The 21180-nt window shown below is 66.7% G+C and carries 13 protein-coding genes and 1 tRNA gene; 8 read left to right on the top strand and 6 right to left on the bottom strand.

Annotation, left to right across the window (positions count from 1 at the left end):
- Window positions 1-27 precede the first annotated feature (27 nt).
- Complete coding sequence (locus AC5P7U_RS15265) at window positions 28-1167, top strand: MFS transporter (RefSeq protein ID WP_006432236.1); 1140 nt, start codon at window positions 28-30, stop codon at window positions 1165-1167.
- A gap of 83 nt (window positions 1168-1250) precedes the next feature.
- Here the strand turns inward: AC5P7U_RS15265 and AC5P7U_RS15260 are convergent, their stop codons facing one another.
- Entirely contained in the window at window positions 1251-2405 is a 1155-nt protein-coding gene (locus AC5P7U_RS15260; protein ID WP_197563956.1) for an alpha/beta hydrolase, read from the bottom strand.
- 185 nt (window positions 2406-2590) lie between these two features.
- Between AC5P7U_RS15260 and AC5P7U_RS15255 the strand changes: the two genes are divergently transcribed.
- Both AC5P7U_RS15255 and AC5P7U_RS15250 read left to right on the top strand, forming a co-directional pair.
- On the top strand, window positions 2591-3937 hold the full coding sequence (locus tag AC5P7U_RS15255; RefSeq protein WP_006432234.1) for a c-type cytochrome: 1347 nt from the start codon (window positions 2591-2593) through the stop codon (window positions 3935-3937).
- Window positions 3934-4860: a c-type cytochrome gene (locus AC5P7U_RS15250; RefSeq protein WP_006432233.1), complete on the top strand. Its 927-nt coding sequence runs from the start codon at window positions 3934-3936 to the stop codon at window positions 4858-4860. The genes AC5P7U_RS15255 and AC5P7U_RS15250 overlap by 4 nt, the downstream gene beginning before the upstream one ends.
- 12 nt (window positions 4861-4872) lie before the next feature.
- On the opposite strand, the gene AC5P7U_RS15245 is transcribed toward AC5P7U_RS15250, so the two are convergent.
- A complete protein-coding gene (locus AC5P7U_RS15245) occupies window positions 4873-6405 on the bottom strand; it encodes an OmpA family protein (RefSeq protein WP_197563957.1) in 1533 nt (510 codons plus the stop codon).
- A gap of 150 nt (window positions 6406-6555) precedes the next feature.
- On the opposite strand from AC5P7U_RS15245, the gene AC5P7U_RS15240 reads away from it, so the two are divergent.
- The 3 genes from AC5P7U_RS15240 (at window position 6556) to aceE (ending at window position 14021) form a co-directional block, all read left to right on the top strand.
- Window positions 6556-8934 (top strand): TonB-dependent receptor domain-containing protein, encoded by a 2379-nt coding sequence (locus AC5P7U_RS15240; protein ID WP_197563958.1) that lies wholly within the window; start codon window positions 6556-6558, stop codon window positions 8932-8934.
- Window positions 8935-8942: 8 nt separating this feature from the next.
- Entirely contained in the window at window positions 8943-11051 is a 2109-nt protein-coding gene (locus tag AC5P7U_RS15235; RefSeq protein ID WP_197563959.1) for a phosphocholine-specific phospholipase C, read from the top strand.
- A 294-nt stretch (window positions 11052-11345) separates the two neighbouring features.
- Window positions 11346-14021: a pyruvate dehydrogenase (acetyl-transferring), homodimeric type gene (gene aceE, locus AC5P7U_RS15230; RefSeq protein ID WP_197563960.1), complete on the top strand. Its 2676-nt coding sequence runs from the start codon at window positions 11346-11348 to the stop codon at window positions 14019-14021.
- Between the two features lie 56 nt (window positions 14022-14077).
- On the opposite strand, the gene AC5P7U_RS15225 is transcribed toward aceE, so the two are convergent.
- The 3 genes from AC5P7U_RS15225 to AC5P7U_RS15215 all read right to left on the bottom strand — a co-directional run bounded on the left by AC5P7U_RS15225 (window position 14078) and on the right by AC5P7U_RS15215 (window position 17896).
- Window positions 14078-14560, bottom strand: a complete 483-nt coding sequence (locus AC5P7U_RS15225; RefSeq protein ID WP_164242185.1) for a LuxR family transcriptional regulator — start codon at window positions 14558-14560, stop codon at window positions 14078-14080.
- Window positions 14561-14683: 123 nt separating this feature from the next.
- Window positions 14684-16855, bottom strand: coding sequence for a TonB-dependent alcaligin siderophore receptor FauA (fauA, locus tag AC5P7U_RS15220; protein ID WP_197563961.1), 2172 nt, complete (start codon window positions 16853-16855; stop codon window positions 14684-14686).
- Window positions 16856-16966: 111 nt separating this feature from the next.
- Window positions 16967-17896 carry a helix-turn-helix transcriptional regulator gene (locus AC5P7U_RS15215; protein WP_197563962.1) on the bottom strand — a complete coding sequence of 310 codons (930 nt, stop codon included), beginning with the start codon at window positions 17894-17896 and terminating at the stop codon, window positions 16967-16969.
- A gap of 144 nt (window positions 17897-18040) precedes the next feature.
- Here AC5P7U_RS15215 and AC5P7U_RS15210 point away from each other — a divergent pair, with 144 nt between their 5' ends.
- A complete protein-coding gene (locus AC5P7U_RS15210; RefSeq protein ID WP_197563963.1) occupies window positions 18041-20371 on the top strand; it encodes a TonB-dependent receptor in 2331 nt (776 codons plus the stop codon).
- A 29-nt stretch (window positions 20372-20400) separates the two neighbouring features.
- The gene (locus AC5P7U_RS15205) at window positions 20401-20940 is read left to right on the top strand and encodes a DUF4189 domain-containing protein (protein ID WP_414555013.1); all 540 of its coding nucleotides are present in this window, start codon (window positions 20401-20403) and stop codon (window positions 20938-20940) included.
- A gap of 90 nt (window positions 20941-21030) precedes the next feature.
- Here AC5P7U_RS15205 and AC5P7U_RS15200 read toward each other — a convergent pair.
- A tRNA-Ser gene (locus tag AC5P7U_RS15200) sits at window positions 21031-21123 on the bottom strand.
- Window positions 21124-21180 lie beyond the last annotated feature (57 nt).

The raw sequence follows: 21180 nt of genomic DNA, 5'->3' as shown, positions 1-21180 counted from the left end.
GCGTTCCTCTGGAGCTTCACATCGCGCATGACGCCTTCATCCCCGCTTGCCCAGCAGCACGCGACCCGTGCCGCCTTCTTCATTCCCGGATTCGCCACCGCCGCGTGGGCGCCGATGGTGCCCTACGCCAAGGCCAAGGCCGGGTTGTCCGATGCCAGCCTTGGCGCGGTGCTGCTGTGCCTGGGCTTGGGCTCGCTGCTGGCGATGCCATTGGCGGGCGCACTGACCGGGCGGCTGGGCTGCCGTCGGGTGATGGTCATCACCTGCGCGATGATGTTGTGCGCGCTGCCCCTGCTGGTACTGGCCCCTTCACCCATGGCACTGGGCGCGGCGCTGTTCGTGTTCGGCGCCGGCGTAGGGGCACTGGACTGTGCGATGAACATGCAGGCGGTGGCCGTCGAGCGCGATGCCGGGCGCGCGATGATGTCCGGCTTCCACGCCTTCTACAGCATCGGCGGCTTCGTTGGTGCCGGCTGCATGACCGGCCTGCTGATCCTGGGGACGCCGCTGTGGCTGGCCGCGCTGGTGTCGGTTGCCGCGCTGCTGCTGGTTGCAGTCCTGTCGGCGCCGCACTGGCGACCGCAGCGCATCCTGCACGAAGGGCCACTGCTGGCACTGCCGCATGGCGTGGTGCTGTTCATCGGCGTGCTGGCGTTCGTGGTGTTCCTCGCCGAGGGCTCGATGCTGGACTGGAGCGCGGTGTTCCTGGCCGACGTTCGGCAGGTGCCGCGCGACCAGGCCGGCGCGGGCTTCGCGGTGTTCACCCTGGCGATGACCGCGATGCGGCTGTTTGGTGATGGCATCGTCGAGCGCCTCGGGCGAACCCGCACGATCGTCATCGGCGGCATCACTGCGGCCGCCGGTTTCGGCCTGGCCACGCTGGTCCCGTCGTTCCCGGTGGCGCTGGCCGGCTACGTCCTGGTCGGGCTGGGCTGCGCCAACATCGTGCCGGCGCTGTTCTCGATGGCCGGCCAGCAGCGGGTGATGCCGGAGAGCATCGCCATCACCGCGGTGACCACGCTGGGCTACGCCGGTATCCTCGCCGGCCCGGCCGCGATCGGAGCGCTCGCGCATATGACCAGCCTCGGCTTCGCCTTCCTGTGCGTGGCCGCATTGCTGCTCGGCGTGGCCGCGTCCGCACGCTCACTGGCACGCCGCCTGCCCTGACAGAAAAAGGGGACGGAGGGGATTAAGCCGTATCTGCCTCGGGTGGGCTGCAAACGACTTAATCCCCTCCGTCCCTTTTTTGTTCAGCCGCGCGTTGGAGACTTCGGCGAAGTATCAGCGTCGTCGTGCACCAGCCACTCGGCCTGCGCCGGCAGCTGCGGGGCCGGGCACGCGCTCTTCGGCTGGTGCTCGTCGCGGGCCATCCAGTCATCGACCACGCCGGCCAGCAGATCCAGCCGCAGCGGCAGGGTGATGTGGTCCTCGCCACGCATCTCGATGTAGTGCGCGCGCGGATTGGCCAGGGCCAGCTCGCGGCCCTGGCTGACCGGAATATGCTGGTCGCCCTGCCCGTGCAGCAGCAGCACGCAGGCACGGGTATCGGCCAGCGCGCGCGCCACGTCCACGCGATCCAGATCGACATCGATGCGGCGGCTGGCTGCAGCGATCACCTGGTTGATGTCCTGGCCGCCGTAGCGCCAGCGCGCGTAGGACGCCACCGCCTTCGCCTTCAGGCCTTCCGGCTGCAACCCCATCAGGTGCGGGATCATGCTGCGGATCGCCACGCCGGCATTGGCGAACGACTCCATCGCCACCACCCCGGCCACCTGGTCACCCAGCTTGTCGGCGGTGAACACCGCGGTGGCGGCGCCGTAGGAGACTCCGAACAGGTATAGCGGTCCAGTGATCTCGCCGCGCGTGCGCAGTTCGCCGATCACATCGACGACGTCGTCGGATTCATACGTGCCATAGCCGGACGGGCCTGCGCCGGACTGGCCGTGATTGCGCAGATCGAGGGTCACCACCCGGTAGCCCGATTCGGCCAGCTGCAGCGACCACGGCAGCATCGAATCACCGTTCATCATCCAGCCGTGCAGCAGTACCACGGTGCCGCGTGGCGCCTGCGCACGGAACGGCCGCGGCACGGCCAGGCTCAGTCCGGTATCCAGCGGCAGGCCGTTCTCGTGGCGCTGCGGCAGGTAGTGGTAGCGCGCACCGTAGTCACCCGGATCGAACACGCGCCAGAAGATCGGCACGCCATCGCGGCCCGGTGCGAAGCCATGGCGGTTGGGCAGTTCGGCGATGGCCGCGGCGATGCGCGGGCGATCAAGCAGGGTCGACACGCCACCTGGCGCAATCAGCCTGTCGGCGAGCGAGGTGGACGCGGCATTCATCGAAGAAGAGCATGCAGCCAGCCACAGGCCGGCGCACGCCAGCAACAGCAGCAGCAGGCGCTTCATATCACGTGATAGGGGCAAATCAGACAGGGTGGGACGTTAACGCCTCAGTCGCGCGGCCATCTATCGCGCGCGGATGACGGCTTGATGACAACGCAGGAACGATTCAGCTTGGTGTACAGGGTGTCTCCGTCCAGTCATTGATCCGGATCAATGAACGCGACTGCCGGATTGCCCACAGTCCCGCCATGCGCACCTCGCTCAAGCTCGCCATTGCCCTGGCCGCCACGCTGGCCGCCGCCTACGGTATCGCCCGCACCACGCCCTACTGGTTCGCGCCGCGACAGACGGCGCAGGTCGACATCCACGATCCAGCCCTCATCACGCAGGGGCAATACCTGTCGCGCGCCGCCGACTGCGCGGCCTGCCATACCGCGCCGGGCGGCAAGCCGTTCGCCGGTGGCCTCGGCATGCAGACGCCGATGGGCACGATCTACTCGACCAACATCACGCCCGACCCGGACACTGGCATCGGCGCCTACGACTACGCCGACTTCGAACGCGCCGTACGCCGCGGCATCCGCCACGATGGCCAGCCGCTGTATCCGGCGATGCCGTATGCCTCGTACGTGATCGCCAGCGACGCCGAGATCAAGGCGCTGTACGCCTATTTCATGGGCTCGGTGCAGCCGGTGAGGCAGGACAACGCCGACAGCACGATTCCATGGCCGGCCAACATGCGTTGGCCGCTGGCGTGGTGGCAGCTGCTGTTCGCACGACCGCGCAGTTTCAACCCGGACCCGTCGCTGGATGCCGGGCAGCAGCGCGGTGCCGAACTGGTGGAAGGCCTGGCCCATTGCGGTGCCTGTCACACCCCACGCGGCCTGGCGTTCCAGGAAAAGGCGATGGCCGACGATGGCAGCCGCCAGTTCCTGTCCGGCTCGGTGCTGGAAGGCTGGTACGCGAAGAACCTGCGCAACGAGTCGACCGGCCTGGCCAGCTGGAGCGAAGGTGAGATCGTCGACTTCCTGCGCACCGGCCGCACTGATCGCTCGGCGGCCTTCGGTGGCATGGCCGACGTGGTCGAACACAGCACGCAGTACCTGTCCGACGCCGACCTGCTGGCGATGGCGCGCTATCTGAAGCAGCTGCCGGCGCGCGAGGGCCGCAGCGCGCAGTGGGCGGCCGGTACCGACGCCACCACCGCAGCGCTGCGCAATGGCGACTACCGCGTGGCCGGCTCGCTGGCCTATGCCGAGCACTGCCAGGCCTGCCACCGCGCCGATGGCCGCGGCATGCCACGCGTATACCCGGCGCTGGCCGGCAGCTCGATCGTATTCGCCGATGATCCCAGCTCGCTGGTGCAGGTGACCTTGATTGGTGGGCGCACGCCACATACCCCGCATGACCGCATGGCGTTCACCATGCCGGGCTTCGAGCAGCTGCCGAACGCACAGCTGGCACAGATCCTGACCTTCATCCGCAGCAGCTGGGGCAACCAGGCCAGCGCGGTCAGCGAGGTCGACGTGGCGCGCATGCGGCGGGTGGTGCGCGACAAGCCGGTGCACTACGTTCCGCAGGAGGCCGCACGATGAAGCGCTCGCGCAAGCATTCCCGCCTGCTGTTCGGCAGTGCGATCGCCGCCCTGGTGCTGGCCGGTGCCGGCACCCTCGCCTATCGCCATCTTTACCCGGACCTGGATGCCGCCACGGCCAACACGTTCGACATGCTCGATATGCAGGGCAAGGTGGTCGGGCACTACCAGCCACCCAGCGCCGAAGAGATCGCCGCGCTCGGCAACGCCGAGTCGGTGATGCTCGGACGCCGCCTTCTCAACGAGACCGCACGGCTGTTGCCGGACAATGTCGGCAACGATCTGAACTGCAACTCGTGCCACATGGCCGAGGGCAAGCGGCCCTTCGGCAACCACTACTTCAATACCGGTGGCGGTGCCTATCCGCGCTACATGCCGCGCCCGGGCAAGGTGATCGGGCTGACCGAGCGCATCAACGGCTGCCTGCAGCGCTCGATGAACGGCAAGCCGCTACCGAAGGACGCGCCGCAGATGCGCGCGATGCTCGACTACATGGCATGGCTGAGCAGTCCGGTACCCGAGGGCGCCCGCGTGGCTGCGCCCAGTGAAGGGCCGATCGACAGCACGCTGACCCCGGACCCGATCCGCGGCCAGGCGCTGTACGCCGCCCAGTGTGCGGCCTGCCATGGCGACAATGGCGAAGGCCGGCGTGATGCCAGCGGTGACATCGCCTTCCCGCCACTGTGGGGTGAGCACAGCTTCAACATCGGCGCTGGCATGGCGCGGCTGTACAAGGCCGCCGGCTTCGTCAAGCACAACATGCCACCGGCGGTAACCCGCGAGCCGCCGCTGGGGCAGCAGGTGATGCCCGACCAGGACGCGGTGGACATCGCCAGCTACTTCATCAACCAGCCGCGGCCGGACTTCGCCAACAAGAGCAAGGACTGGCCGCGCGACCCGAAACCCAAGGACGCGCGGTACTGAGCAGGCGCCCGCTCAGCGCTTGACCAGCTCCACGCGGCGATTGCGTGCCTTGCCGTCCTCGCTGCCATTGTCGGCCACCGGCTTGTCCGCACCGAAGCCGGCCGCCTGCAGGCGATCGGCGGCGATGCCCCTGGTGGTCAGCGCGGCCACCACCGACCGTGCGCGATCCTCCGACAGGCTGCGGTTATGCGACACGGCGCCACTGTTGTCGGTGTGGCCTTCAATCGACAGCTTCAACGCAGGATCACCCTGCAGTAGCTGCAGCACCTGCGCCAGCTGCGGTTCGGAGGCCGGCAGGATCTGCGCCTTGTCGGTGGCGAAGTTGACCTGGATCGCCACCCGGCCGTCGCTGTCCAGCTTCTTCTTCAACGCATCGGCCGGCAGCAGCGCCGCGGTCTGGGTGAAGCCCTTGCGCTCGGCCACCACCCAGCCGGCACTGAGGTATTCCAGCCGCGCGTGCACCCACACCTGGCGGCCATCGGCCAGATCGACGCGGTAGACCACGCTGTCGTAGTTGTTCCAGTTGTAGCTGGCTGCATTGCTGTAGGCCGACTGCACCGGCTTCGGCACCCCCTCGGCCGCCTCGCGCGGGATGCGCCCCTCGAACACATTGGTGCCGTTGACTTGGGCCATCATCGCTTCCAGGTTGCGGCGCACTTCGTGCATCGAGTACTCGCGCTCACCCTTGTCGAAATCGACGGCGAAGGTACGACCCTCGACCTGCTCGAAGTGATCGCCGGTCCAGAACGGGAACGCATCGAAATCACGTTGCTGGGCCTTGTTGCGGTCGCCATAGCCGGCCGGCAGGGACAGGTGCGGGAAACTGTCCGACCACTGCGCAGAGGCCTTGAACGGCACTTCATCCACCACCACCAGGCCTGCGCCGTTGCTGTCCACCGCCAGCTGCAGCCAGACGGTGCGGTTGGCCTGGCGCAGCACGTAGACCGTGGTGGGCGCGTCCTGTTCGCCGTTCACCGCGTCGATGAAGCCACCGCCGATCTCGCCTTCCAGCTGCGGGCCATAGTAGATATCGCGCAGCAGTGTGCCTTCAAACACCTTGCGGCCACCGGCGGCCGTGATCACACCGTCGAAGTTGCGCTGCACTTCCAGTGCGGAGAACGTCTTGTCGGGTACCGCTTCACTGTCGGCCACGATGCGGGCCGACCAGCTTAGGCCTTCCACCCAATGCACGCCCTCGCCCATGCGGAACGGAAATCGTGCCCACGCGCGCGGGTGCGGTGCGTTCTGCGGCGCATAGCCTTGCGGCAGGCTGAAGAACGGCAGTTCGCCCAGCGCGGCAGTGCTCAGCGGCACGCTGCCGGTGTCGAACGGCACCAGCGGCACCGGCTTGCCATCGCGGTCGGTGAGTGCGGCGCCATCGGCCGCAGTGGAGGAAGCCGGCGGCGCTGCCTCGGGTGCGGCGTTCTCACCGGCGGTGGGCGGCGGAGGCTGTGCGCCCGCCTGTTCGCCTGAAGGCGCCCGGTTGCAACCTGCCAGCAGCACCAGTGCTGCGCCCCCCAGCCAGATCTTCGACCGCTTCCGCATCGCCAGCACCTCAGCTCCATTGAAGCGCCGAGCATACCCGAAGGCCGTGACCGGCCCCACAGTGCCATCGTAGTTGCGTGGCCACGTCATGCCGATGTCATTGGCGCTGCCGACACTCCGGGGCTTCCCTCCCTTGCAGGTCCGGTTTCGATGCGAACGATTGCGCGCTTTCCCCGTATTTCGCTGCTTGCCCTGCTGATCGCCCCCGCACTGGACGCCCTGGCCGAAGCACCGCAGGGCGAGACGGCCGAAGCGCGCAGCAGCGACGCCCGTACGCTGGACCAGGTGCAGGTGATCGGCCAGGCCACCAGCTACGCCAAGACCTCGGTACGCGCGGAGACGCTGAACCGGCAGACGGTGATGAGTAGTGTCAACGACGCGCTCAATGAAGTGCCGGGCGTGGTGGTCAGCGAGGCCGACGCCACCGGCTCGTCGGTGTGGGGTACGCAGATCAGCATGCGTGGCTTCGTCACCAACCGCGACACCCAGCAGATCGGCACCACCATCGACGGCCTGCCCAATGGTGGCTCGGGCTACGGTGGCGGTTCGCTGGCCAACCGCTACATCGACACCCTCGATCTGGAAACGGTGGAAGTCAGCCAGGGCACCGCCGACATCTCCTCGCGCTCGAACGAGGCGCTGGGCGGTACGCTGAACTTCCTCACCAGCGACCCGCTGCAGGACAGCCGCCTGCGCTTCGTGATCGGCGCCGGTGACAACGACGCACGCAAGTACTACGTGCGCTATGACACCGGCCTGCTCGGCGGCCACACCCGCGCCTGGGTCAGCGCTTCCTCGTCCAAGGTGCACGATTGGATCGATGGCACCGGCCACGCCAGCAACGACCATATCGCCGGCAAGTTCATCACCGAACTGGACCGCTGGACGCTGACCGGCTACCTGTCCTACAACGATGCGGACGAGCCTGAGTACACCAGTGTCTCGCCCGCCGGCTTCGCCACCAACCCGGACCGTGACAATCTGGTGGGCACGCTCACCGGGATTCCGTACCTGGACCAGAACTACCGCTCCGGTTCGCGTGCGCTGCGCGAAAACACCTTTGGCTACCTGCGCGCCGCCTTCGATGGCGGCAACGGCTTCAAGGCCTCGGTGGCGGCCTACGGGCACCGCATGGAAGGGCGCGGCGACTGGCTGCCGCCGTACCTGGCGCAGGTCAGCGATGATGGCGCCGGTCGCCCGGAGTCGGAATACATCGGCGGCAAGACGGTCTACGGCGGCAGCAATCGCGGCCAGATCTTCTTCGTCAATCCCGATGGCAGCGCCGCCCAGCGCCTGGCCAGCTGCACCCCGCGACTGGGCTTCACCGCCGAGTACGACCCGAACTGCTACGCCGGCAATGTACTGGGCGCACAGTCCTACCGCCACACCCACTACGACAACGATCGCATGGGCGTAACCGCCGACGTTGAATGGCGGCAGAGCTTCGGCGCGGTCGACAACACGATCCGTGGTGGCCTGTGGGTGGAGAAGCTGGACCGCTCGGCGCGCCGCGACTGGCATCGCCTGCTCAATGTCGGCCAGAGCATCGCCTTCGACCACCAGCCGTACTGGGTACAGTTCGAGGACAAGTACTCGGTTGACGAGCAGATGTACTACGTCGAGGACGTCGCGCGCTTCGGCCCGTTCAGTGCGCGCCTGGGCGTAAAGCAGTTCTTCGTCGACCAGTCACGCCGTCGCGTGATCGGTGCCGCCGAGCATGTGACCTCCGACTCCAAGTCCGACCCGCTGCTGTCGACCGGCTTCACCTGGGCGCCGGGCGTGGAAGGCATGGAGCTGTTCGCCGGCTTCTCGCAGAACTTCGCCGCCATTCCCTCTGGCGTGCTGGGCGAGACCGATCCGCAGCGCTTCCGCAACGTCGAGCCGGAAACCGCCGACAACATCGAAGTGGGCATGCGCATCAGCCGCTGGCCACTGACCGCCTCGGTCACCCTGTACAACATCAAGTTCGACAACCGCATCGTCTACCTGCCGGCCGGCTTCGTCAGCGGCATCGACTACCTGGGCGAGACCGACGGCGTCTACGAGAATTTCGGCGGCGTGGAAAGCAACGGCCTGGAAGCCGCCTTCGGCTACGGCTGGGACAACGGCTGGCGGATCAATGCGGCCTACACCTACAACCGCTCCAAGTACCTGGGCAGCGGCAACGGCGCACGCGATACCCAGCTGGGTATCGTCGACGGCGCCAAGGTGATCGGCCAGCCGGAGAACACCCTGGTGTTGTCGGCCGACTGGCAGGGGGCGAACTGGAACCTTGGCCTGTCCGGGCGCTACCTGGGCACCCGCTACCTGGACGCCGCCAACGTCAACAAGCTGCCGTCGGCCACCGTGTTCAACGCCAACATCGGCTTCGACCTGCAGGGCCTGTCCCCGCGCCTGAAGGGCATGGGTGCCAACCTGGTGGTGAGCAATCTGACCGACAAGCGGTATCTTGCAGGGGTGGACGGTCGCGACAACGCCTTCATCGGCGCCCCGCGCACCGTCGGCATCTCCTTCCGTGTGGACCTGTGAGTGAGCCCGTGACCGATATCGGCCGACGCCGGTTGTTGCAGGCCGGCGTTGCCGCCGGCCTTTCCCCGCTGCTGCCCAGCATCGCCCGGGCCGCAGCGATCGCCCCTGCCACGCAGACGCGCAGCCTCGAAGACCTGCAGCACATCGTGGTGTTGATGCAGGAAAACCGCTCGTTCGACCACTACTTCGGCACCCTGCCGGGCGTGCGTGGCTTCGGCGACCGCTTCGTTGCGCCGGCCGCTGCACTACAGGCCGGTGGCCGCACCCGCAGCCTGTGGCTGCAACCCGACGCCAGCGGCAAGCGCGCGATCGCGCCGTTCCCGCTGGATACCGCCGCGCACTTCGGCTACATGCGCGTGGAAGGCACCCCACACACCTGGCCCGATGCGCAGCGCGCATGGGACCACGGCCGTATGGGGCAATGGCCGAAGGCCAAGCAGAATCACTCGATGGGCTACTTCCAGCGCAGCGACCTGCCGTTCCAGTTCGCGCTGGCCGATGCCTTCACGATCTGCGACGCCTACCACTGCGCGATGCAGGCCGGCACCAACCCGAACCGGGTGTTCCTGTGGACCGGGCACAACGATGCCGCCGCGCGCGCCGGTGGCCCGGTGATCGCCAACTCGCACGACAACTTCCCCGAATACGGCGGGCATCCGGCGTCGTACCGCTGGACCAGCCATGTCGAACGCCTGCAGCAGGCGGGCGTGTCCTGGCAGATCTACCAGGACATGGCCGACAACTTCACCGACAACCCACTGGCCGGCTTCGAGGCGTTCCGTCGCGCCTACAGCGCTGCACCCGGGCATGACCCACAGCTGCGCGCGCGTGGCGTCAGCACGCGTGGGCTGGCGCAGCTGCGCCAGGATGTACTGGACGGGCGCCTGCCGCAGGTCAGTTTCATCATCGCCGACGCCGCCGGCAGCGAACATCCCGGCCCGTCCAGTCCCGCCCAGGGCGCGGCCTATACCGCGCGCGTGCTGGATGCGCTGACCGCCGACCCGGAGGTCTGGAGTCGTACGGCACTACTGCTGATGTTCGACGAGAACGACGGCTTCTTCGACCACATGCCGCCACCGGCACCGCCTTCGCCCTTGGACGGGGGCTGGGCCGGTGCCTCATCGGTCAGTACCGACGGCGAGTATCACCGTCATCCGGCACCCGGTGATGAAAAGTACGATGCCGCCGAGCTTCGCGGCCGCCCGTATGGGCTCGGCCCGCGCGTGCCGCTGTACGTGATTTCGCCGTGGAGCCGCGGCGGCTGGGTCGATTCACAAGTGTACGACCACACCTCGGTCATCCGCCTGATCGAGCGCCGCTTCGGCGTGGCCGCGCCGGACATCTCGCCGTGGCGCCGTGCGGTCTGTGGCGACCTCAGCAACGCCTTCGACTTCGCTCAGCGCGATACCCGCCCGTTCGTGCGCGGCCTGCCCGATGTGAGCGCGGTGGCGGCACGCGCGGCGGCACTGCCAGGACGTACCGTGCCTGCGTTGCCGGAGGGACTGGAACCGGCGAAGCAGGAAAGCGGCATACGCCCGGCGCGCGCCCTGCCCTATCGGCCGCAGGCGTCGATCGCCCGCCTGGATGCATCGGGCGTGGATCTGGTGCTGTCCTGCGAAGGTGCGGCGGCGGTACTGCATGTCTACGACCGCCTGCGGCTTGGGGCCATTCCGCGCCGCTACACGCTGGTGCCGGGGATGCCGCTGCAGGAGCACTGGCCATTGGATGCCCAGGGGCGCTACGACCTGTGGCTGCTCGGCCCGAATGGCTTCCACCGCCACTTCCAGGGCGCGGCAAAGGCGCCGGCCCTGCAGGCGACGGTCGAGCGCGCGGACGGCCAACTGCGGTTGCAGCTGCGCAATCTCGACGACAGCGCGCTGCACCTGCGTGTGCAGGCCGGCGCCTATGCCGGGCTCATGCCCGAGCAGGCGCTGGCGCTGCCGGCGCGTGCGGAAACCTCATTGGCGTGGGACGCGACGCCTACCGCTGGCTGGTATGACCTGCAGGTCAGCGCGGGCGAGAGCACCCTGCGCCTGGCCGGGCGCGCCGAGGATGGACGTCCCGGCACCAGCGACCCGGCGATGGGCAGCGAACCGCTGCGCTTCGAGCACGATTGAGCTGCTCCGCCGTAGTAGAGCCGAGCCATGCTCGACTGCCTTTCGATCACTGAACGAAAGAAGCCGTCGGGCATCGCTCGACTCTACCCAGGCGAAGCAACGCTGGATTGGCGCAGACCCAAGCCGCGCCCATCTACTCGCGATCCAGGCACGCACCTACGCTTGTCTCCTCGGTGGCCAGCCAGGCCACCTCCCGCCTCCCGGCCCCGCCGTGGCAACCCCGCTCCAGTGCTGTGCGCCCTGCCGGTGTTGTCGCCCCGGCAGGCGGCCGGCCGGCGCCTTCTGGAGACCGCCATGAACCAAGCCCTCATCCCCTTCGATACCGACCCGCTGGAAACGCGGGAGTGGCGTGAATCGCTGGAGGCGGTGATGCAGGCCGGTGGCCGGCCACGCGCGCATTACCTGATCGACCAGCTGAGCGATCTGGACGCCCAGCAGCACGGCGACCTGCACACCCGCGCCTGGACCGCCTACGTCAACACCATTCCGCCAGAGCGCGAACCTGCCTATCCGGGCGACCTGGCCATCGAGCGCCGCTTGAACGCGATGATCCGCTGGAACGCGATGGTGATGGTGCTGCGTGCCGGCAAGCATTCCAACGTCGGCGGGCACATCGCCACCTACCAGTCAGCCGCCGTGCTGTACGACGTGGGCTTCGACCACTTCTTCCGCGGCCGTACCGACACCTTCGATGGCGACATGATCTATATCCAGGGCCATTCCGCACCGGGCATCTATGGACGTGCCTATGTGGAAGGCCGCATCGATCCGCAGCGGATGGACAACTTCCGTCGTGAAGCCGGGCGCGAGGGACTGTCTTCCTACCCGCACCCGCGGCTGATGCCCGAGTTCTGGCAGTTCCCCACCGTGTCGATGGGGCTGGGCCCGCTCACCGCCGCCTACCAGGCACGCTACATGCGCTACCTCGAGTACCGCGGCCTGAAGGAACACCAGGGTCGCAAGGTGTGGGCCTTCCTCGGTGACGGCGAGATGGACCAGCCCGAATCACTGGCGGCGATCTCGCTGGCCGGCCGCGAGCGGCTGGACAACCTCGTGTTCGTGGTCAACTGCAACCTGCAGCGCCTGGACGGTCCGGTACGCGGCAACGGCAAGGTCATCCAGGAGCTGGAAGGCACCTTCCGCGCGGCCGGCTGGAACGTGATCAAGCTGATCTGGGGCAGTGGCTGGGACGACCTGCTGGCCCGCGACCACAGCGGCCTGCTGCGCCAGCGCATGATGGAATGCGTGGACGGCGACTACCAGACCTTCAAGTCGCAGAACGGCGCGTATGTGCGCGAGCACTTCTTCGGCCGCTATCCCGAACTGCTGGACCTGGTCTCGCACATGAGCGACGACGACATCTGGGCGCTCGCACGGGGCGGCCACGATCCGCAGAAGGTGTACGCCGCCTACCAGCAGGCAGTGAACACCAGCGGCCGGCCCACCGTGATCCTGGCCAAGACGGTCAAGGGCTTTGGCATGGGTGAAGCCGGCGAAGGCCAGAACATCAACCACCAGCTGAAGAAGATGAGCGCCGACGCGGTGCGTGCGTTCCGCGACCGTTTCAACCTGCCGGTCAGCGACGACCAGCTGGAGGAGATGCCTTACTTGCGCCCGGAACCCGGTAGCGCCGAAGCGCTGTACTTCGCCGAGCGCCGCCGCATCCAGGGCGGACAGCTGCCGGCGCGCCTGGCCCGGGTCGATCCGCTGCCACTGCCGCCGCTGTCGATCTTCAACAGCCAGTTGCAGGGCAGCGGCGATCGCGGCCAGTCCACCACGATGGGCTTCGTGCGCATCCTCACCAGCCTGCTGAAGGACCCGGAACTGGGCAGGCTGGTGATTCCGATCGTGCCCGATGAATCGCGCACCTTCGGCATGGAGGGGTTGTTCCGCCAGATCGGCATCCATTCGTACCTCGGCCAGCTGTACACCCCGCAGGACGCCGGCCAGTTGAGCTACTACAAGGAAGCCAGGGACGGGCAGATCCTGCAGGAAGGCATCAACGAATCCGGTGCGATCTGTTCGTGGATCGCCGCCGGCACCGCCTACAGCAACCATGGCCTGGCCACGATTCCGTTCTACATCTTCTATTCGATGTTCGGGCTGCAGCGCGTCGGCGACCTGGCATGGGCCGCGGCCGACGCGCGCACGCGCGGCTTCCTGCTGGGCGCCACCTCCGGCCGCACCACGTTGATGGGCGAAGGCCTGCAACACGACGATGGCCACAGCCACGTGCTGTCGTCGGTGATTCCCAGTTGCGTGTCCTACGACCCGACCTTCAACTACGAACTGGCGGTGATCATCCACGACGGCCTGCGCCGCATGTATGTCGACCAGGAAGACATCTACTACTACATCACCGTACTCAACGAAAACTACCCGCATCCGGCCCTGCCCGAGGGCGCCGAGGCCGGCATCCTGAAGGGACTGTACCTGCTGCACCCCGCGCCCACCGAACGAGGGACCTCGCAGCCACGCGTGCAGCTGATGGGCAGTGGCTCGATCCTGCGCGAAGTGGAGGCCGCGGCCGAGTTGCTGCAACAGGACTTCGGCATCGCCAGCGACGTCTGGAGCGCGACCAGCCTGACCGAACTGCGCCGCGATGGCCTGGCTGCCGAACGCTGGAACCTGCTGCATCCGGCCGCGGAACCCCGTGTGCCATACGTGCAGCAGTGCCTGCAAGGCCACGAAGGGCCGCTGGTGGCGGCCACCGACTACATGAAAATCGTCGGCGACCAGATCCGTCCCTTCATCAATGACCGCCGTTTCACTGCATTGGGCACCGACGGCTTCGGCCGCTCGGACACGCGTGAATCGCTGCGCACGTTCTTCGAAGTGGATCGCCACTTCATCGTGCTGGCGGCCCTGAAAGCGCTGGCCGATGAGGGCCGCATCGAGCGCTCGCGGGTGCAGGAGGCCATCGACCGATACGGCATCGACACCGGCAAGCCCGATCCGGCCGCGGTCTAGAGCGGCAGACGCAACGCCTGCGGATCTTCCCCGCGGGCGCGGCGCGCGCAGTGCCGCTACGGCAGCCGCTTGAACAGGTTGGTCTGCAGGATCGGCGTACCGTCATGGCCGTAGAACGCCTTGGTCTCGGTCATCGTCGCGCGGTCATCGGCCACGGTATAGATGCGGGTCGAGGCGGGCGTGCCATGGTCCACCAGCTGCATCACCAGCGTGTTCGGCGCCGGCAGCTTCAGGTTGGCCTTGTCCGCGCCATAGGTGCCGGACAAGGCGCCCGGCGTGCCATCCAGGGCCAGCGTGCCATCGGACTTCATGGTCTTGCCGTCATGCAGGACGATATCCACATGCGAACTCCAACGGCCGCTGCCGGCGTCCTTGAACTCCAGCACCACCTGCTTCGGGCGCTGCGCTTCGGGCAGCGCCGAGGTGGTGATATCCAGCGACCAGCGCCCCAGCAGCGGTGAGGGTGAGGCCTCCATCGCCAGCGCCGACGCGGCCGGCAGTGACAGGGCGGACAACAACACAGCGGACAACAGCTTCATACGATGCTCCGTTCGAGTGAAGAAGGTTCTGCGTAGGACATTGTGGGGCGCAGCGCTTCGGATCGTGCCCGTCACCCGTGCCGGGTACAAGCCGAAGCGCTGAACACAGGGCAACGTCGCGCCTTAATAGCCGACCTTCACGGTGAACATCACGTTTCGCGGCGCGCCGTACCAGCCCTGGTTGTAGAAGCCGATCTGCGAGTAGTAGTGGCGGTCGAACAGGTTGTTGATGTTGACCGCCGCGGACAGGTTGGAACTGAACTGGTAGCGCGCCATCAGGTTGACCAGCGCATAGCCGGGCTGCTCCACCGGCACCCGGCGGTTTCCGGGTGCCGTGGCGGTCTGGTACATGCGGTTCTGCCAGTCCACGCCACCACCAAGGGTCAGCCGGTCCCAGGTACCGGGCAGGCGCCAGGTAGTGAACAGCTTGAACAGGCTGCGTGGCTTGGCGGTATTGATGGCCCTGCCCTGCGCGTCCTGCGCGATGAACGTGGTGAAGCTGGTGCCCAGGCTCCAGCCCGGCAATGGCTCACCGGCCAGTTCCAGTTCCAGTCCATCCACCGTTGCACCCTTCACTGCGCGGTACGCGGCCTGCGTACTGCCCTCGACCAGCCCGCCGGTCGCTTCGGCCAGGTTGTCCTGCCGGGTACGGAACAGCGCGGCTGAAGCATTCAAGCGCTCCTGCAGCCAGCTGCCCTTGAGGCCCAGCTCATAGCTGCGGCCGCTGACCGGGTCGAGGATCTGCCCGGATGCATCGCGGTTGTTCTGCGGCTTGAAGATGCCGGTGTAGCTGGCGTAGACGCTGCTGTAGCCATTGAGGTCCCAGACCAAGCCGGCATACGGCACGAACTCGTTGCGATAGCGGTACGTGCGCTTGCTGCCGAAGTAGACCTGGTCCGTCTCCCAGCTGCTCAGGCGAGCACCGAGAATCACATGCAGCGGGTCAGCCAGCGACAGCCGCGCCACTGCATAGGCGCCGCTCTGATGGTTGTCCAGATCATCGGCCTGGGTCTTGCTGCTGGCCCACACCGGCTCCGGCGTCCCCGGCCCATGCCAATCGAAATAGCCAGCCAACGGAGGCAGCGGCGCCAGCGCGCGGTACTGCCCCAGCGCGATCTCGTCGCGCGACCGCGACCAGCCGATCGACGCCGTGTGCTGGCGACCAAACAGCTGGAACGGGCCCGACAGGCTGGCAGTGAGTGCCTCGCGCCGCACCGGTCCATCGTAGCGGGTGAAGCTGTTGCCATTGGGCATGGCGCCGGTGACCGGATCGGGATAGCCGCCTCGATAGAGGTGCTTCATCTCCATGTCGGTATGCGAACGGCTGTAGGACACCCGCGCCTGCCAGTCGTTACCGAAGCGGTGGTTGAAATCGAAGAAGCCGTTGCGGGTATCGGTGCGCATCCGTGCCCACGGGGCCGTGGCCGATACCGAGCGATCGAAGGCGGTGCGCGTGCCATCGGCGTTGAACAGCGCGAAGCCACTGCCAAAGCCACGGTTGTCATTGCCCTGGTAGGAGATGCCGGCGATCAACCCGGTGTCCTCGCCCAGATCCACGCTGACCACGCCGTAGAGCGTCTTCGCGGTGCTGTCCAGGCCGGCGGTGTAGCTGTCGGCCTCTGCTTTGGCTGCCACCAAGCGACCGCGTACGCGGCCTTCCCTGCTCAACGGGCTGGACACATCCGCCCACGCGCGCCGTGCGTCCCAGCTACCGAGGCCGATGCCAGCACTGGCAGCGAACTCGCGCAACGGTCGCTTGCGCACGTAGTTCACCGCTGCCGAAGGATTGCCGGCACCGGTCATCAGGCCGTTGGCACCACGCACGATCTCGATGCGGTCATACACCACCATGTCCAGGTTGTTCTCACCGAAATTCCATGGCGACAGCACCGGCATCACCACGCCATCGAACTGGTAGTTGTCGATCTCGAACCCGCGCGCCGAGAACGAATAGCGGTTGGCATCGCTGCGCGTGACCGAGATGCCTGGCGCGGTGGCCAGCGCATCGGCCGTACTCAGCAGCGCGCGGTCCTCGATCTGCTGGTGGGTGACGACGCTGACCGACTGCGGTGTCTGCCGCGAGGTCAGCGACAGGCCGGTCGCCGTGCCCATGGAATCGGTGGTGTAGGAGCGATACGATTCGGTACTGCCGTCGAAATCGGCGGTGACCTGCACGGTGGGCAGTTGCGAGGCTGTGGCGGCAGGTGCGCGTTCGGCGGCATGGGCAGCATTGAACAGCGCCAGGGTCGTGCCGATGGCGGTTGCCAGGGCACACGGGCGGAAACAGGCAGGCATGGGAGGTCCAGCGGAAAGGAAAGGCTGGATGAGAATTATTGTCATTTGTACGTGAGCGCACGTATGCGCGGACGCAGCAGGTATTTGCGCGCTGCCGACGATGATCGAGTGTCAGCGGAACCGGCTCGGTGCGATGCCATAGCGCGCACGGAACGCGGTCGCGAAATTGGTGGCATGCCGGTAGCCGGCGAAATGCGCGGCCTGCTGCACGCTGCAGCCCTGCCGGAGCTGCTCGCAGGCCCGCTGCAACCGATGCTCGCGCAGCCAGGCAAATACCGAGCATCGATACACCTGCAGGAACTTCAGGCGCAGGCTGCTGGGGCTCATGCAGGCCACGCGCGCCAGATCGTCCAGGCTGTGATCGGCGGCCGGCGCTGCCTGCAGGCAATCGATCACCCGCTGCAGCATGCGGCGATCGCGCGCGGACACGCGCAGCTCCACTACGGCATCGCGTGCAGGCGCCCCCAGGGACAGTGCCAGCATCTGCAGGCCCACGCCCTCGCACAGCAGCGCATGCATCGCGCCGTCCCATACACCCGACAGCAACTGGTCGGCCGCGTGCCCGAGATGCGCGGGTACCTGCCAGCTGTGCAACGGCCGGCCGTCGGAGCGGTGCGCGGACAGCAGTTCGTTGATCACCGGCTCATCCAGCGGCGCCGATGCATCCAGCGAGACATTCAGGCTGCGCATGCGCTGCCCCGCAGGGTGGATCGCGGTCATCGGCGCCGCACCGGCCAGTATCCTCGCGCCCGCGCCCGGGTGCATGCCGATCTGCGCCTGCCCTGACAGCCTCGCTCCGGCGCGTCCCTCCAGCATCACGATGGCCGAGAAGGCCGGCGGCGCCTCCGAGGTCGCCTCGAAGGCCTGGTGCGCAACCACGTCCGACAGGGCCAGGGTCAAGCCCGGGCGCAGGCAGCGCTGCTCCACCCTGCCCTCGACCACGCAGGATTCGCCAGCAACGGCAGGCGGTTCCGGCAGTCGGTAGCGGAAGCCGCTGCGGCGGCCCAGGTGGTCCAGGTCGGCAAGGGTGAGGGCGTGCATGGAATCACCGGCGGAGGAGCGGACGTCGGTCATTCTCATATGAGAACCACTCTCATCTCCAGTCCGGCTGGCAAGGCCCATTCGTCCCTTGTCGATACAAAGAGTTACGTTATAACATTTCACACTATTTTCACGGAGCGTGTCATGCGTCGCCATCTGCTTGCTGCCGCCATTCTGTTCGCCGTCCACACCGCCCACGCGGCGGACGAACCCACCCTTCCCACGCTTCAGGTCGAGGCCTCGAAGCCCTCGCGCATCGACAGCCGCGTCACCGTCGACAATCCACAGGCGCAGAACCGCACCCTGGGCGGCCTGCTCGAGCATGTCTCCGGCGTGCAGAACAGTGCGTTCGGGCCGAACGCGGGCGCCCCGGTCATCCGCAGTCTCAGCGGCAACCGGGTTCAGATCCTGCAGGATGGCCAGTCCATCCTTGGCATGAATGCGATCAGCGGTGACATCAACATTCCCTTCGACCCACTGTTCGTGCGCAGTGTCACCGTCAACAAGTCCTCCGACACGGTGCGCTATGGCGGCAACGCGATCGGCGGCAGCGTGGAGGTCGACTCGGGCCTGATCTCGCGCAGCATGGAAGACAAGGACCAGTCGATGGAACTGGTCCTGCGCAAGGGCTTCAACGCCGCCGACGCGCAGGGCTTCCGCATGAACTTCAACAACCAGCGCAACATCTCCACCAACCTGCAGGTATCGCGCCAGCGCATTTCCCACTACGACATCCCCGGCAACAGCAAGGCCAGCGTCTGCAACACCCGCCTGTTCCCCGCCACCGGCGGCGTCAACTCGGCGCTGGCCGACAGCTGCCAGAAGGAGGCACGCGTCCAGCAGATCTACAACAAGGCCTCGCAGCCCTATATCGACCAGTTCATGACCGAGAACCCGGACTGGGCCGACGGTGACTTCTCCTTCTATACCAACAACCCGACCTCGGTCTGGCAGCGCCGCACCTACATCAACCCGGTCAACCCGGCCTATGTGCCCGGCACGCCCTCGTACGTGCAGAAGCAGATCAACAATGACGTGACTCCCGACTATCACCACCGGTTGGGCAACAGCTACTCGCGCAATTCGCAGGTGGCCGCCGGCTCGACCTTGTTCTTCGACCGCGGCTACGTCGGTGTCAGCATCGATGCCAAGGACAGCGAATACGGCGTGCCCGGCTTCTCCATGCAGAACCTGTCATTCGGCTCGAACTACGCCGATGGCCTGCCGGTGGGCGTGGTGATCAAGCAGCAGCGCTACGCGCTGGAAGCGCTGCTGCGCGATCCGCTGCCCTACTTCGAGCGTGCCGAACTGCGTGTCTCCAAGCTGGACAACACCTCGGGCGAACGACTCGGCGCATCCAAGGCCAACGACTACGACTTCGAAAGCGTCCAGGCCGAGCTGCTGCTCAGCCACCAGCGCGTCGGCCCGCTCAGCGGCATGCTCGGCCTCAGCCGCCAGTCGCGAGATGTCACCGGCAGCGGCTCGCTGCGCTACCTGCCCGATGTCGATACCCGCAGCAATGCGGTGTTCCTGAAAGAGACGCTGGACTTCGGCTGGGCCACCTTCGATGCCGGCGTCCGTCATGAGCGTGTCGACCACACGCTGCAGCCCAGCCGCTTCAAGACCGCGCGCAATGCCGCCAACACGAAACTGCAGGACCGCGACTACCGGCTCAACAGCTACAGCCTCGGCTCGTACGTCGAGCTCGGTCCCTTGTTTGCCGCCAAGGTGCGCTACTCGTCCTCGCAGCGCGCACCGGAGATCAACGAGCTGTATGCCAGCAACGCGCACTATTCGGTGATGACCCAGGAGGAAGGCAACCAGAACCTGCAGCCGGAGCGTGCAAAGAACCTGGAGCTGACCGGCCTGTTCCACCTCGGTGGCTTCGAGCTGTCGGCCACCGCCTACCGGATGAAGTACGAGAACTACCTCTACCTTGGCTACTCCGGCCTGCAGACCGCCAACCGCCTGCCGCTGAAGTACTGGAAGCAGACCGACACCACGGTGAAGGGCTTCGAGATCGACGCTTCACAGGCGCTGGATCTCGGCCGCTATGGCACGTTGAACATCTCGGCCTTTGCCGACCTGGTGAAGAACAAGGCCGACCACCCGGACGCACTGCGCGCCCACAATGATGGCGAGTACCTGCCGAACATGCCGACCAACCGCTACGGCGCCAACCTGCAATGGCAACGCCAGGGCTGGAAGGCGCAGCTGTCCAGTACCTACTACGGCACGCAGAAGTATCTCGGTCGCAATGTCAGCGAGGAGATTCCGCTGGACGCGTTCAACCTGGTCGACCTGCAGGTCAGCCGCGAACTGCCGGTGCGCAACAGCTACATCGCCGGCATGGAAGTGTTCGTCAACGGCAGCAACCTGCTCAACGAGGAAGCGCGCCCGCACAACTCGCCGTTGAAGTACATCGCCCCGCTGCCGGGGCGTGGCTTCCAGGTGGGTGTGACGGTCAGGCTCTGAGCCCCGGCGGAAGGAGAACCGGCCTGCAGGTGGATTACCTGCAGGCACCCGGCACGGCGACGCGCCGGGTTGCGTCGCGAACCCGGGTTGATCCACCATCCGTCGAAAAGGAGATGGCCATGAACTGGAAGCAAGTGATTTCCCTTGGGGTGTTGTTGACCATCACCTCGGGGGCAGGTGCCGCATCTGCGATCACCTACGACAAGGATGGCCGCTACGGCTACTCGATGAACCAGCATTCCCTGACCACCGCGATGCAGCAGTCGCTGCACTACTGCGCGCTGCAATCGCGCAATTGTGGCCAGTCTGCCAGCACGACCAGCGAAGGCTATTCGGCCATCGCGACGGGCACGGTTGCGTTGGGCTTTGCACTGGGTGAGAAGACTGCGGACGCCGCGCAGCGCAAGGCCGAAAGAATGTGCAGGGAGCGCGCCAACGACTGCACGCTTGCATTGTTGTGGCGCGAAACCCCACCGCGTGATCTCGAGCCGCCACAGCGTCCTGCTGCCGCCGCTCCGGCACCTGCAACGACGCCTGCTGCAGTACCTGCCATCCGTAGCGATCACTAAGCACAGGCAGCCCCGCGCAGGCTGCACCTTCGAACACCGGACAAAGAAAAACGCCTGCAGATCGAGGATCTGCAGGCGCTTCTTTGTATCTGGCGGAGTGAGAGGGATTCGAACCCTCGATAGAGCTTTTGACCCTATACTCCCTTAGCAGGGGAGCCCCTTCGGCCACTCGGGCATCACTCCGGGGTATTCACCGCGTCTGGTGCGTTGCACCTCAGCGGGGCGTGAATCATAACGTTA

This window comes from Stenotrophomonas sp. YJH_SMC_57 (assembly GCF_059369755.1).
This window is presented reverse-complemented; position numbering and strand designations above follow the sequence as displayed.